The following is a 14950-nucleotide window of genomic DNA, read 5'->3' as shown; positions in this document are numbered from 1 at the left end:
CGCTCCCGTTGAGCGCCTACTTCTTTTTATAGCGATTAATTTGTCGTTTAATCGGTTCGCGGAACACGGTTGCAACGAGCGTCAGGACGACTAAGACGACGAGGGCGAGGATGATCATCTTAAAGTCTCCACTCGCGATACTGCTGCCGAGGAAGTTGTTGGCGAACGCCCCCGGAATCATGCCGACCGTCGTCGCGAGCACGTATGCCGGGAGTCGCACTTTCGCCAGCCCGGAGGCATAACTGACCAAGTCAAAGTTGACGAGCGGAATCAGGCGTAAAATCAAAACGTAAAAGAACCCGTCCTCTTCGATTTTATGTTGGAGCTTCTCATAGCTGCTCGCTTCGAAATGATGCAAAAAGCGGTCGCCAAAGCGAATCGCCACGTAATACGCGACGAGCGCGCTGAGTGTGGCCCCGATGACCGTATAGACAACGCCGGCGAACGTCCCGAACGCCAAGCCGCCGGCGACAGATAGGACGGACGTCGGAAACAGGATAAGCGGACGAAACGTGAACAGGATGATATAGACGAGCGGGGCGAGCCAACCGAATTGAACGATATAATCCTGAATCTCCGCTGGTCGCAAATCGATCCATTGATAGAGGAACATCGCCGTCCCGAACACGACCAAGACGATGGCAATCATCCATTGCGTTTTCCACTTGTTCATCGGTCGCCCTCCTCTCTTTCTTTCATCATATCGCCTCGTCTCGAAAAAGTAACGCCTTCCTTTTTTTAGGAGTCACATTATGGTACGGTTAGAAAAAGCAGAAGGAGGAATCCCTATGTACTTGGCAGATGCCATCAAACTGAAGAGCCTGCTCCATAAGCAGATTGATAAATTGTTAGAAGAAGTCGAGCGCGTCGCGTTCATCGAACTCGAGAAAGACGAGCCGCTCCCGACGATTCAATCGCGCTCACTCGAGGATATCGAAGTCGAACTCGAGTCGATTCGTCGAGATATGCGTTGTCTCGATCGTCTCGTTTATGAGGCGAACTTGAAGACGGTAATCGAGACGCACGACGGGCCACTCCCGCTCGTCGAGGCCATTGAGTTCGCGATTCAACTACGTGCTCAGGCCCGCATGTATCAAGAACTATCCGAGCGTCCGAAGCGCGAGTTTCAATACGGTTTTGGTGAAGGGACTGCCGTCATCAAGCATGCACTCTACGATCCGGAGCTATATCGCTTGAAAGCGATTGACGTCGAGAAGCGGGCGAACCGCATCTCAAACGCCATCAACGCGGCCAACTATCGAACGGAGATTGACTTTGACCCGAGTCGTTACATGTGACCTTGGCCCGGTGAGACTCCGGGTCAAGGATTGGCGCCACCACTTGTTCCTACGTCTAGGATGAGCATACGGCCATGGACCAACCAATTACCGATGACCGATGACACCTTTACTTGTCACTCGTTCCTAACCAGATACGATTCAAGTGCGCCGAAAACGCGCCGGGGAACATTCCCTGGCGCGTTTTTCACATGTGGTGATTATGATGGTCATGATGATTGTGATGATGCGAGCTTGAACGGCGGCGCGGTGCCGGCTCGTCGGCGAACTTTTCCCCGTCCAAAATGCCGAGCCGTTTATATTGGCGGTCAATCCGCTCTTTCGTCTCGTCGTGTACGTGCGGCGACTCCATGACCAACTGATAGCTCCCGAGCGCGACCCGAAACGGCTCCATCTGTGTGCGATGCACCGGGAACGAGGTCACGTCCCGCAAATAGTCGGCGAGCCGATTCGCCGATTCATCACTCGGATGGTCGGCTAAATCGGAGGCGAACCGTTGCATGTCTTTCAAGATACTATTCGTCTTCACTTGATTACGGATGCCTGCCATCACGGCGAACAAAAACAATCCGATGATACTAATGATTACAATCGGGAAGATACCGAACATCCCTTCGAAAAACGAATCCCCCATCCCCGTCGAATCGATGTATACTTCTTCTCCAAATGCAAACGCATGGACCATGATGTCTCCCCCTTTTTTTCTATAATACGGATGCGGCCCCATTTGGTTTCATGCCCACAAAAAAACCGCGGCATGCGCCACGGCTTTTCGGTCAGTTCAATTGTTTCTCCATCATGATGCGAGGCTCGTTATCCTCTGTATACGCCCCCATGATGTCGTAGCCACACAACAGGTTCAAGATGATGACCCCTTTGTTCGTGTTACGGGCTTTCGTTCGAATCGAATGGAACCCTTGCGCTTTCACCCACTCGAGTTGCGTATCCATCAGCTTGCGGCCGATGCCATGCTTTTGAAACTCAGGGTGGACGCCGCCGGCCCAGCTATAGAAGCGATATGGCTCGGCCTCGTAACCGATTTTGAACCCGACGAGACGCTCGTCTGAAAACGCAAGCAACACGAGCGGGTTCGCATGGCGATACAGCCGTTCTTTAAAACGCAGTTGATCGATGTCCCCGTAAAGCGTTCGGTACAGGTTAAAGAATTCCTCTTCATAGTCTTTGAAATGCGTCGTCACATCTTTCACGATAAATGAACTGGTCGTACTCATCTTTCCATCCCCTTTCCGAATATGGACAAGTTGTTCGTACGCCTGTACCTTTCGCCGTTTACTCCGTTTTTCCTGTCTCGCGCGCAAAAGCGGTCAAACCTTTTTGCTTATACATGCCGAGCGACCGCTTCGGAAGGCTCTTCACCATCCAATTTTTTAAGATGCGTTGCTTGTCTTTCGCCTTCAGTCCATAGCCTTCCGTCACGACGTGGCGCGCCCGCGTCGTCACATCGTACAACGAGATGGCGGCAGCGACCGAGATGTTCAAACTTTGGACGTATCCTTGCATCGGAATCAAGTAATTGCCGTCCGCTTTGGCGAGCGCCCGTTCCGATACGCCGTGATGTTCATTCCCGAACAAGAGCACGGTCGGTTTTGACACGTCGATATCCTCGAGTGGGACCGCTTCTTCACTGAGTGCCGTCGCGAGCACTTGGTAACCGTCCGCCTTCAACCGATCAATCGCATCCTCGATCGAAGGATGTTCGACCACGTCGACCCACCGATCGGCGCTCTTGGCGATAATCGAGTTCGGTTTGAACTTAGCCCGCCCTTCGACAACGTGCAACGTCTGGACACCGAACGCGTCCGCCGAACGGAGCACGGCCGACTGATTGTGCGGATCATCGACCCCTTCTGTCAAAATCGTGATATGGTTCGTCCGTAACTCCAACACTTCTTGCATCCGTTTGACCCGGTCTGGCATCAACATGCTATATAGCAGTCGGTCTTCTTCTAATAACAGGCCCGATTGCAACAACTCCTCAAGCATGGCCGTCTGCTCTTCTTTTGATAATGCCGATGTCGTCTGTCTCCATCCCATCGTTCTCGCCCCTTTCAACCTCTAGTATTGTAGCGAGATTCGTTCCGACTGACAAGTTAGGTGAGAAACGAGCCAAATTGGTTTCAATTATGAAAATCTATGAAAATTAGGAAAACGGTTGCACAAAGTTATGCAATCGATTACAATCATCTATGCAAGCGATTGCATTGACAGTCGCCATAGACAGATAAAAAGTTCCGTATAGGAAGGAAGCGTATCACATGAAACAACTCATCTCGTTCGACTTTTGGCAGAAACTCGGCAAGGCCTTAATGGTCGTCATCGCCGTCATGCCGGCCGCAGGTCTCATGATCTCGATCGGTAAATTGATTGGCATGTCAGCCGGAGACGTCAGCATCTTGCTCACGACGGCTCGCATCATTGAAGATCTCGGTTGGGGAATCATCGTCAACTTACATATCTTGTTCGCAGTCGCCATCGGTGGCTCGTGGGCGAAAGATAAAGCCGGCGGTGCCTTCGCTGCACTGATCGCCTTCATTTTGATTAACCGCGTCACAGGCGCCATCTTTGCCGTCAATGGAACGATGCTCCAAGACCCGGAAGCGACAGTCCAGTCTCTCTTCGGAGCCGACCTTGTCGTCGCCGACTACTTCACATCTGTACTCGGTTCACCAGCTCTCAACATGGGCGTGTTCGTCGGGATTATCGCTGGTTTCCTCGGTGGAGCCCTTTATAACAAGTTCTATAACTTCAACAAATTGCCGAACGCCCTCTCGTTCTTCAACGGGAAGCGCTTCGTGCCATTCGTCGTCATCCTCGGTTCGGTCGTTGCCGCCATCGCGTTGTCAATCATTTGGCCGACGATTCAAGGCGCGCTCAACAGCTTCGGTGAATGGATTGCCACATCACGCAACACGGCACCAGTCCTCGCGCCGTTCATCTACGGTGCGCTCGAACGTCTCCTCTTGCCGTTCGGCCTTCACCATATGCTCACTGTGCCGATGAACTACACGGAGCTCGGTGGCACGTACACGATTTTGACAGGTGCGACAGCTGGTTCGGTCGTTGCGGGTCAAGATCCGCTCTGGTTGGCTTGGGTCACTGACCTCGTTAACCTTCGCGCCGCTGGTGATACAGCCGCTTACAACGCCTTGCTTGCTGACGTCGTACCGGCCCGCTTCAAAGTCGGTCAAGTCATCTTGTCATTCGCTGCCTTGATCGGTGCTGCTTACGCGATGTACCGCAACGTCGACGAAGACAAGAAAGCACAATACAAACCGATGTTCTTGTCGGCTGGTCTCGCCGTCTTCTTGACGGGTGTCACAGAACCAATCGAATTCATGTTCATGTTCGTCGCTCCAGTCCTTTACGTCGTCTACGCGCTCATGGCCGGTGCCGCCTTCGCTTTAGCAGATGTCATCGACCTTCGTGTCCACGCGTTCGGTGCGATTGAATTGCTCACACGCATCCCGATGATTGTCAAAGCGGGACTCTTGCAAGACTTGATTAACTTCTTCCTCGTCTCGGCTGCCTTCTTCTTCTTGAACTTCGGTGTGTTCAACTTCTTCATCAAGAAGATGAACCTTCCGACGCCAGGTCGTAACGGGAACTATATGGAAGAAGTGACAGAGAAATCGAACGTGACAGGCAACGAACAGGTCATGGGGATTATCGCTCTACTCGGTGGGGAAGAGAACATCGAGGACGTCGATGCCTGCATGACGCGTCTCCGTGTCACAGTCAAAGATATGTCGCTCGTCTCAGAAGAGAGCGAATGGAAAAAGAACGGCGCCATGGGTCTCATCTTGAAAGACCGCGGTGTCCAAGCAATCTACGGCCCGAAAGCCGACGTATTGAAGTCAGATATTCAAGACGTCATCGGTGCATAATCAACAGGCCAGCTCGTACGAGTTGGCCTGTTTTTTCTAAAGGAGGACTATCGTGAATATTTTAACGCTGAACTGTCACGCCTGGTTAGAGGACCGTCAACAAGAGAAAATCGACTCGATCGTCGAACGAATCGCGAGCGAGGAATATGACATCATCGCACTCCAAGAAGTGAATCAACATAAAGAAGCCCCGCTCATCGACGGCTTGATTCGAGAGAACAACTTCGCCTATGTGCTCGTCGAGCGTTTGAAAGAGCAAGGCGTCGATTACTACATGACGTGGGACTTCGCCCATTATGGCTATGATATCTACGAAGAAGGCGTCGCCATTTTGTCGCGCACCCCGTTCGTATCGACCGAATCGTTCTTCGTCTCCCAGACGACCGACCCGAACGATTACAAATCTCGGAAAATCGTCAAGGCGGTCGTGGACGGCATGGACGCGCCGACGGCGATTTACTCCTGTCACCTCGGTTGGTGGCATGATGCCGATGAACCGGTGCGCCATCAGCTCGATGAACTGTTGCGCCGCGTAGAGGACGACGACCGCGCCTTGCTGCTCGGTGACTTCAATAACGACGCCTTCATCCGTGGCGAAGGGTACGATTACTTGATTGAGCACGGTCTCCAAGATTTGTTCCATTTGGCGACCGAGCGTGAAGGCGATGCGACCGTCCAAGGCAAGATTGCCGGCTGGGACGAGAACAAGCAGGCGCTTCGCATCGACTTGATGCTGACGAACGCCCCGATCCACGTCTCACGCCATGCCGTCGTCTTTGATGGCGAGAACGGTCCGCTCGTCTCGGATCATGCCGGTGTCGAAGCAACGGCATTTTGGCGGTAAATGGTACCCTTTTCTTTTCCTCACGGAAGGGAAAAGGGTTTTGCTTTGCGTGGAAATCCTGTATGGTTGAAAACGACTGAAGTCTAACAACCTTGAACGAAAGAAGTGATTTTATTTTGACGACTACCCCATCGCTCAGTCGGACCGACTGGACGCTTATCTTATCGCTCGCCTTGCTCACGTTCGTGCTCGGCACGAGTGAATTTGTCATCGTCGGGATTTTACCCGATATCGCCGATGGCCTATCGATTTCGATTGCCACGGCCGGAACGCTCGTCTCGGCGTTCGCGATCACCTTCGCTATTGGAACACCACTAACGATGTCGTTCACAAGCCATTTGCCGAAACGAAAACTGATGCTCACACTCACCGCTGCGTTCATCGTCTTCAATTTGTTTAGTAGCCTCGCTCCAACGTACGGGATATTGCTCGTCCTCCGGATGATGACCGCCGTCGTGACGGGTGTGCTCATCTCGCTCGCCATGCTCGTCGCCAGTGAATCAGTGCCGACCGGGAAGCGCGGGATTGCCGTCTCGTTCATTTTCGGTGGCTTTACGATGGCGAACGTATTCGGTGTCCCGCTCGGCACGTTCATCGGCCAACGGGCCGGATGGGAGACGACGTTCCTGTTGACGACCGCCTTAGGTGTCATCGCGCTCTTCGCCGTCTACCGTGTCGTCCCGAGTCAGTTGACGAGCGTCAAGACGTCGATTGCCGATCAGTTGCGCCTACTGACGAACCCGCGGATTTTAATCGCGTTCTTCATCCCGGCGTTCGGCTTCGGCGCGACGTACGTCGTCTATACGTATCTCGTCCCGATTTTGAAAGGTGTACTCGGCGTCCCGGTCGCCTGGATTAGCCCAATCCTGTTTGCTTACGGGTTCATCTCCATCTTCAGCAATATGGCGGCCGGGAAAATCGCCAGCCATAATCCGATTGGACGTCTCCGGTTCGTCTTTCTCATCCAAGCGCTCGTCTTGGCGGCCTTGTATGTGACGACGTCGAACGTGACGCTCGGTCTAATCAATATCGCACTCATGTCGTTCATGGCGATTCTACTGACGACATCGACGCAAATCTACTTGATCGACTTGGCCGAGAAGTTCAATCCGGACGCTAAAGGACTGGCGTCATCGCTCATGCCGGTCGCAAGTAATGTCGGCATCGGGATGGGCTCGGCGCTCGGTGGTCTTGTCTATGCCAACGCACCCGTGATGACGCTCGCCCTCGTCGCCGGCGCCGTCGCGCTCGTGACCGCCTTATTGACCGCGGTCAGTCATCAGCTCGACCAACGTTAAAACAGCGTGCCCCATGATGTGGGCACGCTGTTTTTTAGAGCCACTCGATAATTTGGTCAATCGTCTCGTCGAGTTGCTCTTTGGCGCTGAGCGGACTATCGTTATCCCCGTCTTGCGGGCCGTACATCCCGAAGTTGGCGTGATTGCCGTCTTTGATTTGATAGAAGACGGCGTCATCCGGGACGTTGTCACGGCTCGCCTCGATATCAGCTGGTGTGGCCAGACCGTCAATCTCCCCGGAGACGGACAAAACACGCAAATTGCTATCCGCCATCGTACTGATCGGATACGATGCGAGGAAGATGACCCCCTCGACTTGCTCCTCGTGTTCGAGCGCATAACCGGACGCCGCCGAACCGCCGAGTGAATGACCGCCGACGACCCAACGTTCGATGTCTGGATGGGCGGCGATAATCGTCTCCGCAGCATCGATATCTGCTATCCCGAGATTCAAGCGCAACGATGGGATGGCGACGAAGACACCTTCCTCTGCCAGTCTGGTGCCATAGTAAGCGTACGCCTCTTTCTCGACTTTCGCCCCAGGATACAGGATGAACCCAACCTCGCTGTCCGTCTGCCCGAACTCGAGTCGATTGTCCACTTTCGTCGCCTCAGCCGCGTAACCGCGCGCTTCTTCCGTCGGTCCGTACGTCAGTTGCGTCCACACGAGGAAGCCGATGATGGCGACCAAGATGACTCCTAATAGGCCGAGGCCAATCCACTTCAGTTTTTTCTTCATTATATACCTCCATTTGCATCCACTTCCCCGTCACGGTACACTAATATTAAAAAAGGGAAATACCAGGGGGACACCATGACCAAAAGTTCTGTAACCACGACGATTCAGTGGTTTATTTTTATTTTAGCTACAAACATTGTACCACCGCTCTCGATCGCTGCCCTATTTGAACTGTCGCCAGGCGAGACGATGACGTTCATCTCACGTTCACTGTTCGTCTTCGCACTCTTCAGCATCATCCAGACGCTTCTCGGCCACCGCCTGCCCATCTTAGAAGGACCAGCCGGGATTTGGTGGGGTGTGTTCACACTCTATGCCTCCATCGGTCCAGCACTTTATGGGAGCGGACAAGAGACGCTCCAAGCGCTCGGTTTCATGTTGTTCTTAAGTGGTGTGCTCGGTGTCGTCATGACTGTCACCGGCCTGTTGCGACGGATGCTGTCGTTGTTCACCCCGCAAGTGCTCGGGGTCTATATGATTCTGCTCGTCCTGCAACTGTCGGGTGCCGTCATCAAAGGCGGCTTTGGCGTGACCGAGGACGGCATTAACATCGTTCAAGCCGTCGCGACGGCCGGTCTCGTGTTGTTCGCGCTCACACTCGAGCGTAGCCGGTTCAAACAGTATGGACTCGTCATGACGCTCATCGCCGGATTTTGGTTGTTCAACTTGCTCGGACTCGGCAACCCGATTGTCCGTTCCGAGTCATTCTTCCTTGTTCCTGAACTGTTCCCGTTCGGAACGTGGGTGTGGGATTGGAACTTGCTTCCGACTGCGTTCGTCATCACGCTCCTTCTCATGACGAACGTCCTTGCCAATATCAAATTGATTGAACGCATCGTCAGCTCGCGTGAGAAGCGTCAAATCGAAGGCAACGTCCCGGCATCTGGTGTCGTCAGTGGGATCAGTCAAATGGTGGCGGGCATGTTTGGGACACCGGGACCGGTCGCCATCTCTGGAACGGCTGGTTTCTTATCCTCGACGGAGAGCGTTCATCGCTCACCCCATCTCGTGGCCCATGCTGTGATGATGGTGCTCGCCCTCATCGGTCCGTTCGTCTCGCTAATCGCGAGCATCCCAGCCGCCGTCGGATACGCCATCGTCACCCCGCTCATCGCGACGATGATTATCATCGGGATTAACGAGGCAGCGTTCGAATTGAACCAAAAGACGGCGTCACTCACTGTCGGTCTTCCACTTGTGATTGGGGCCGGCGCGATGTTGCTCCCACCTGGGGCGATGAACGATTTGCCGCCGCTCTTGGCGACCGTGTTCTCGAACGGACTCGTCCTCGGAACAATCGTCGCCTTGACGACAGCCATCCTCAGCCGTATCAAAGACTAAAAAAAACTGACCTCGCGTGAGGTCAGTTTTTTTCGGTTACGTGCATATGGAACGCAGCGTCGTGCGGCAAGACGGCACCGTCTTCGGCCTCGAAGTGTGCGCGGTCCTTGACGTAGGTGACAATCGAACGCGTATCGCGGTGCAGTGCTCGTTTGAACGCCTGCTCGGCCGTCACCGGTGTCCCATCGTCATTTTTCAACTCGAGACCCATCAGCTTATACCCGAGCGTCTGTCCGCCACGGCGCATCTGACATGCCTCGAGCGCGTAGGCGATGAGTGTCGGCGTGATGACGACGTGGACGAACTCGCTCTTCACTTTCTTGCGGACGAGCTGCTCGACACCAAAACTTAGCAATCCGGCAATGACACCGTCAATCAAGACGGCTTTGGTCCGTTTCTTCGTTAATGGGTTCATTGGCTCATCCTCTGCATCATGCCAGACGTCAATACTTCGATGCCTTGTCCTTCTTCCGCGGCCATAATCAACGCGCGCGCCACATGGAGCGCTTGAATCGGTGCAGCATCTGGTAATTTATCGAGCAATAACGGTTGGAGCGGACGGCTGACGACCTCGGCTGCTTTCTCGCCGAGACGGAACTCCTCTCGATCCCCGAGCAAGAGCGACGGACGGGCGATAATCAAGTGTTCGAAGCCAAACACTTTGAGCCCGTTCTCGAGCTCCCCTTTCACCCGGTTGTAGAAGAAAGGTGACCGAAGTGACGCGCCTTGCGCCGAGACGACGGCGTAACGTGTCGCCCCGTGTCGTTTCGCGACACGTGCCACTTCAAGCGGCAAGTCGAGATCGACATGTTTGAACGCCTGACGTGAACCAGCGACGGCAATCGTCGTCCCAAGTGCGCAGTAGACGTCATCAATGTGCGGCAACGCCTCGTCCATCTCTTCGAATCCGACGACTTCATGCAGTTTCGGATGACTCCATCGTTTCGAGCGGCGGACGATTATCCAGACTTGATCATACCGTTCTTGTTCGAGCAACTGTTCGACGAGTTCGCGTCCAATCAATCCGGTGGCGCCAACGACAAGTGCAGTTTTCCCCATGCTTGTTCCCCCCTAGTTACGTAGTTCCTTTCAGTCTAGCTGACTTGCCGGTTATCGGCAACGACCTCGGCCGGACGGAACCGGTCGACGAGTCGGAAGAACCCGTTCAATAACAAGGCAGTGAACGATCCGGCGACGATGGCACTGTCCGTGAACAACTGCACCGCTTCCGGCATATTTGCGACGATGGCCGGGTTGGCCGTGATGCCAAGCCCGACACCGATCGACAAGGCGATTGTAATCAAGTTCTCATTTTTCGCAAAATCAACTTGGCTCAAAATCCGAATCCCTGACGCGGCGACCGTGCCGAACATGACGAGCATCGCCCCGCCGAGAACCGGTTTCGGGATCAATGTCGTGAACGTCGCGACTTTCGGCAAGAAGCCCAGCAAAATCAACAGACCGCTCGTCCAGAAGATGACGCGACGTGATTTGACGCCTGACAATTGGACGAGACCGACGTTTTGACTGAACGTCGTGTACGGGAAGCTGTTGAAAATCCCTCCGAGAATCGTTGCCACACCCTCGGCCCGATACCCTTTCGTCAACTCGTTCGAGCCAATCGGTTTTTTCGTGATATCGCTCAATGCTAAGAAGACACCGGTCGATTCAATCATCGAGATGATGGCCACGAGCGTCATGACGAGGATGGCCGAGACGTCAAACGTCGGCATCCCGAAGTAGAACGGTTGTACCATTTGGAACCAACCGGCCTCACGGACCGGACTGAAATCGACGAGACCGAGGAACGCGGCGACCCCTGTACCGATCAAGACCGCAAACAAGACAGCGGCCGCGCGCGTGAACACGGTACCGATTCGGTTCAAGACGAGAATCAAACCGATGGTCAAGCCACCGAGCGCCAAGTTTTGCATCGAAGCGAAGCCAGGCTCACCTGGCATCCCACCGCCGATATCATTGACAGCGACTGGGATGAGCGAGAGACCGATAATCGTCACGACCGAGCCGAGCACGACCGGCGGGAAGAAGCGAGCCAGTTTCCCGACAAAGCCTGAAATTAAGATGACAATGATTCCGCTCGCGATGAGTGCCCCATAGATGGCGGTGATGCCGCTCGAACTACCGATGGCAATCATCGGACCGACCGCGGTGAACGTACAACCGAGTACGACTGGCAGACCGACACCGGTGAAACGAGTCGTCCAGACTTGCAACAGCGTCGCGACACCACACATGAACAAATCGATGGCGACGAGATACGCGAGTTCCGTCGGACCGAGTCCGATGGCACCACCGACGATGAGCGGGACGATGGCCGCGCCCGTGTACATGGCGAGTAAGTGTTGGAAACCAAGGCTGGCTGTCTTAAACGTATTCATCGGACCACCTCCACGAAGGAAATCTCACCTGCTTCAAGCTTGGCAATTCGGGCTAGTGACTCGACTTGATAGCCTCGCTCGAGCAACTTGTCCCGTCCCGGTTGGAACGACTTCTCGATGACGATGCCGACACCGGCGACGACCGCACCGGCGGATTCGACGAGTTGCGTCAAACCGAGTGCGGCTTCCCCGTTGGCGAGGAAGTCATCGATGACGAGCACGCGCTCCCCAGGTTGGACGAAGCGACGGCTCAAACTGATGCGGTTCGTCTCTTGTTTCGTGAACGAGTAAACATCCGCTTCGACGAGATCGTCTTGGAGCGTAAGTGATTTACGTTTACGGGCAAAGACGAACGGGATGTCCATCTCAAGCGCCGTCATCATGGCTGGGGCGATTCCGCTCGATTCCAATGTGACGATACGATCGATTCCCGCGTCACGGAACCGGTCCGCGAACTCACGACCAATCGCCTGCATCAAGACAGGATCAACTTGATGGTTCAAGAAGGCATCGACTTTCAATACGTGTTCGGACAACGCTTGCCCTTCATCTCTGATTTTGTCTTCTAATTGCTTCATTGTTTTCCCTCCAATAAAAAAATGCGATTCGTCACCCCAACCCGGGGACGACGAACCGCATGGAAACAAAACGAATGCACACGACAAGCGTCACCCGTAGTCGAACCATTTACGGTGGTTCGGTAGAGACTTGTGAGCCATATTCTCACGGATATACGAGTGCGAATCTTTTATTTATATAAGATAGGACTTATTCTAGACGATATTTTATAAATTGCAACCCGTTTTGGAAAAGACGGCTAAAAGTTCGATTTTTCTGAAACTGCTGTATACTAAAGATACTGGAAAAACGAGAGGAGCCACATCCATTATGAAGCTATTCGTTTTAGGTGCCACCGGTCGGACCGGTCATCAGTTTGTCGATCAAGCCATCGAGCATGGTCATCATGTGACCGCTTTCGTACGGGAACAGAAAAAATTGATTCCGACCCCGCAACTTGAAATCATCGAAGGCGACGTCACAGACAGCGCCGCTTTGACAGATGCCCTCGCTGGTCATGACGCCGTCATCAGCTGTCTCGGGACCGACTTGAGCGATTCGGACTTCTTGGCCCGCGTCACCGACGCACTCGTCCCGGCGCTGAAAGCAAACGCCATCAGTCGGGTCGTCTATCTCGCCTCGGCCGGAATCGACAAAGAGATTCCAGGTATCGCCGGCACGGTCGTCACGTTCATGCTTCGGAAACCGCTCCGTGATCACCGGGCCGCGGTCGATTTATGGCGCAACTCGTCGTTCGATTACACGATTGTGCGGCCGATGCAATTGACGGACGGTCCCCGGACCTCGGTGTATCGAACGTCTATCGACAGCATTCCAGACAACGGAAAACAGATTTCACGGGCCGATGTCGCCCAGTTCATGCTGAACGCCGTTGAAGACCAACTCTTCATCCGCCAATCAGTCGGACTGGCGTACTAATTTTTTTGAATCCATGCTACAATATCGGATAGTCAACTTTGAAGGGAACGAATAAGAAATATGAGTATATTAACAGTACAAAACTTGAGCCACGGTTTCGGTGACCGCGCCATTTTGAACGACGTGTCTTTCCGTCTATTGAAAGGCGAACACATCGGCCTCATCGGAGCGAACGGTGAAGGAAAATCAACGTTCATGAACATCATCACACGTAAGCTCCAACCGGACGAAGGCAAAATCGAGTGGGCGAAAAACGTCCGTGTCGGTTACCTCGACCAGCACGCTGTCCTCGAGCGTGGGATGACGATTCGGGACGTGTTAAAGAGCGCATTCCAATACTTGATTGACACCGAAACACGAATCGGTGAGCTCTACATGGAAATGGGCGATGCGACGCCTGAACAGATGGACGACATGCTCGCCGAAGTCGGCGAACTGCAGGAAATGCTCGATTCGAACGACTTCTATATCATCGACGCGAAAGTCGAAGAAGTCGCACGCGGTCTCGGTATTTTAGATGTCGGACTCGACCGTGACGTCACGGACCTCTCAGGTGGTCAGCGGACGAAAGTATTGCTCGCGAAATTGCTTCTCGAGAAGCCGGACATCCTTCTCCTCGATGAGCCGACCAACTATTTGGACGAGGCCCACATCGAGTGGTTGAAGCGTTATCTCCAGAACTACGACAACGCCTTCATCTTGATTTCGCACGATATCCCGTTCTTAAACAGCGTCATCAACTTGGTTTACCATATGGAGAACCAAGACTTGTCACGCTATGTCGGGGACTACGACAAGTTCATGGAAGTGTACGAGATGAAACGCTCGCAGCTTGAATCGGCTTATAAACGCCAGCAGGCAGAAATCGCCGACTTGAAAGACTTCGTCGCCCGCAACAAGGCACGCGTCTCGACGCGGAACATGGCGATGTCGCGCCAGAAAAAACTCGATAAGATGGACGTCATCGAACTGAGTGCGGAACGTCCAAAACCAGAGTTCCGGTTCTTGCAGGCACGCACGTCAGGTCGTCTCATCTTTGACGCCAAAAATCTCGTCATCGGTTATGATGAGCCGCTCTCACGACCACTCGACCTCCAAATGGAGCGCGGTCAGAAGATTGCCCTCGTCGGTGCGAACGGGATCGGGAAGACGACACTGTTGAAGAGCCTTCTTGGCATGATCAACCCGCTTGAAGGAACCGTCGAACGCGGTGAGTTCTTGGAGATTGGGTACTTCGAACAAGAAGCGGCCGTCAGCAACAACACATGTATCGAAGAGATTTGGAGCGAGTTCCCATCACTCAACCAGCAACAAGTCCGTGCCATGCTCGCGAAATGCGGTCTCATGACGAAGCATATCGAGAGTAAAATCGCGGTCCTCAGTGGTGGAGAGAAGGCGAAGGTCCGTCTCTGTAAGCTCCAAAACAACGAATCGAACTTGCTCCTCCTCGATGAGCCGACGAACCACTTGGACGTCGACGCAAAGGAAGAGTTGAAGCGCGCGTTGAAAGAATATAAAGGCAGTATCCTACTCATCAGTCACGAACCGGAGTTCTATCAAGACATCGTCACCGACGTCTGGAACTGCGAATCGTGGACGACAAAAGTATTCTAATCCGTGTAGAGGAAG

The 14950-nt window shown here is 53.7% G+C and carries 16 protein-coding genes and 1 riboswitch; of the genes, 7 read left to right on the top strand and 9 right to left on the bottom strand.

The window, feature by feature from the left end:
• Positions 1–16: 16 nt before the first annotated feature.
• Entirely contained in the window at positions 17–673 is a 657-nt protein-coding gene (locus KNP95_RS09210) for a TVP38/TMEM64 family protein (protein ID WP_214801536.1), read from the bottom strand.
• A 79-nt stretch (positions 674–752) separates the two neighbouring features.
• On the opposite strand from KNP95_RS09210, the gene KNP95_RS09205 reads away from it, so the two are divergent.
• Positions 753–1298 carry a hypothetical protein gene (locus KNP95_RS09205; RefSeq protein ID WP_251136217.1) on the top strand — a complete coding sequence of 182 codons (546 nt, stop codon included), beginning with the start codon at positions 753–755 and terminating at the stop codon, positions 1296–1298.
• A 187-nt stretch (positions 1299–1485) separates the two neighbouring features.
• On the opposite strand, the gene KNP95_RS09200 is transcribed toward KNP95_RS09205, so the two are convergent.
• From KNP95_RS09200 to KNP95_RS09190, 3 genes are all read right to left on the bottom strand, one after another.
• Positions 1486–1983: a hypothetical protein gene (locus tag KNP95_RS09200; RefSeq protein ID WP_251136218.1), complete on the bottom strand. Its 498-nt coding sequence runs from the start codon at positions 1981–1983 to the stop codon at positions 1486–1488.
• A 91-nt stretch (positions 1984–2074) separates the two neighbouring features.
• Positions 2075–2617, bottom strand: a complete 543-nt coding sequence (locus tag KNP95_RS09195; protein ID WP_214801540.1) for a GNAT family N-acetyltransferase — start codon at positions 2615–2617, stop codon at positions 2075–2077.
• Positions 2589–3353, bottom strand: coding sequence for a TrmH family RNA methyltransferase (locus KNP95_RS09190; RefSeq protein ID WP_214836762.1), 765 nt, complete (start codon positions 3351–3353; stop codon positions 2589–2591). Before KNP95_RS09190 ends, KNP95_RS09195 begins: the two co-directional genes overlap by 29 nt.
• A 221-nt stretch (positions 3354–3574) precedes the next feature.
• On the opposite strand from KNP95_RS09190, the gene KNP95_RS09185 reads away from it, so the two are divergent.
• The 3 genes from KNP95_RS09185 (at position 3575) to KNP95_RS09175 (ending at position 7345) form a co-directional block, all read left to right on the top strand.
• Positions 3575–5203, top strand: a complete 1629-nt coding sequence (locus KNP95_RS09185) for a PTS transporter subunit IIBC (RefSeq protein ID WP_058765444.1) — start codon at positions 3575–3577, stop codon at positions 5201–5203.
• Positions 5204–5255: 52 nt separating this feature from the next.
• A complete protein-coding gene (locus KNP95_RS09180) occupies positions 5256–6047 on the top strand; it encodes an endonuclease/exonuclease/phosphatase family protein (RefSeq protein ID WP_214801545.1) in 792 nt (263 codons plus the stop codon).
• Positions 6048–6163: 116 nt separating this feature from the next.
• Complete coding sequence (locus KNP95_RS09175; protein WP_251136219.1) at positions 6164–7345, top strand: MFS transporter; 1182 nt, start codon at positions 6164–6166, stop codon at positions 7343–7345.
• A gap of 34 nt (positions 7346–7379) precedes the next feature.
• On the opposite strand, the gene KNP95_RS09170 is transcribed toward KNP95_RS09175, so the two are convergent.
• On the bottom strand, positions 7380–8084 hold the full coding sequence (locus KNP95_RS09170) for an alpha/beta hydrolase (protein WP_214801551.1): 705 nt from the start codon (positions 8082–8084) through the stop codon (positions 7380–7382).
• A gap of 75 nt (positions 8085–8159) precedes the next feature.
• Here KNP95_RS09170 and KNP95_RS09165 point away from each other — a divergent pair, with 75 nt between their 5' ends.
• Complete coding sequence (locus KNP95_RS09165) at positions 8160–9425, top strand: purine/pyrimidine permease (protein ID WP_029596280.1); 1266 nt, start codon at positions 8160–8162, stop codon at positions 9423–9425.
• A 22-nt stretch (positions 9426–9447) separates the two neighbouring features.
• On the opposite strand, the gene KNP95_RS09160 is transcribed toward KNP95_RS09165, so the two are convergent.
• The 4 genes from KNP95_RS09160 to KNP95_RS09145 are packed head-to-tail and all read right to left on the bottom strand — an operon-like array spanning position 9448 to position 12402.
• Positions 9448–9840: an RDD family protein gene (locus KNP95_RS09160; RefSeq protein WP_058765436.1), complete on the bottom strand. Its 393-nt coding sequence runs from the start codon at positions 9838–9840 to the stop codon at positions 9448–9450.
• Positions 9837–10484, bottom strand: coding sequence for an NAD(P)H-binding protein (locus KNP95_RS09155; protein WP_029596282.1), 648 nt, complete (start codon positions 10482–10484; stop codon positions 9837–9839). The genes KNP95_RS09160 and KNP95_RS09155 overlap by 4 nt, the downstream gene beginning before the upstream one ends.
• Positions 10485–10519: 35 nt before the next feature.
• A complete protein-coding gene (locus tag KNP95_RS09150; RefSeq protein ID WP_029596283.1) occupies positions 10520–11824 on the bottom strand; it encodes a nucleobase:cation symporter-2 family protein in 1305 nt (434 codons plus the stop codon).
• Positions 11821–12402 (bottom strand): xanthine phosphoribosyltransferase, encoded by a 582-nt coding sequence (locus KNP95_RS09145; RefSeq protein ID WP_214801554.1) that lies wholly within the window; start codon positions 12400–12402, stop codon positions 11821–11823. The genes KNP95_RS09150 and KNP95_RS09145 overlap by 4 nt, the downstream gene beginning before the upstream one ends.
• A 77-nt stretch (positions 12403–12479) precedes the next feature.
• Positions 12480–12581, bottom strand: a riboswitch (purine riboswitch).
• Between the two features lie 131 nt (positions 12582–12712).
• On the opposite strand from KNP95_RS09145, the gene KNP95_RS09140 reads away from it, so the two are divergent.
• Positions 12713–13321: an NAD(P)-dependent oxidoreductase gene (locus tag KNP95_RS09140; RefSeq protein WP_214801557.1), complete on the top strand. Its 609-nt coding sequence runs from the start codon at positions 12713–12715 to the stop codon at positions 13319–13321.
• A gap of 60 nt (positions 13322–13381) precedes the next feature.
• Positions 13382–14935, top strand: coding sequence for an ABC-F family ATP-binding cassette domain-containing protein (locus KNP95_RS09135; RefSeq protein ID WP_021068083.1), 1554 nt, complete (start codon positions 13382–13384; stop codon positions 14933–14935).
• Positions 14936–14950: the final 15 nt, after the last annotated feature.

Source organism: Exiguobacterium sp. s36 (assembly GCF_018618345.1).
GTDB classification, from domain to species: Bacteria; Bacillota; Bacilli; order Exiguobacteriales; family Exiguobacteriaceae; genus Exiguobacterium; species Exiguobacterium chiriqhucha.
The sequence above is the reverse complement of the archived record's forward strand: the minus strand, read 5'-3'. Positions and strand labels throughout refer to the sequence as shown.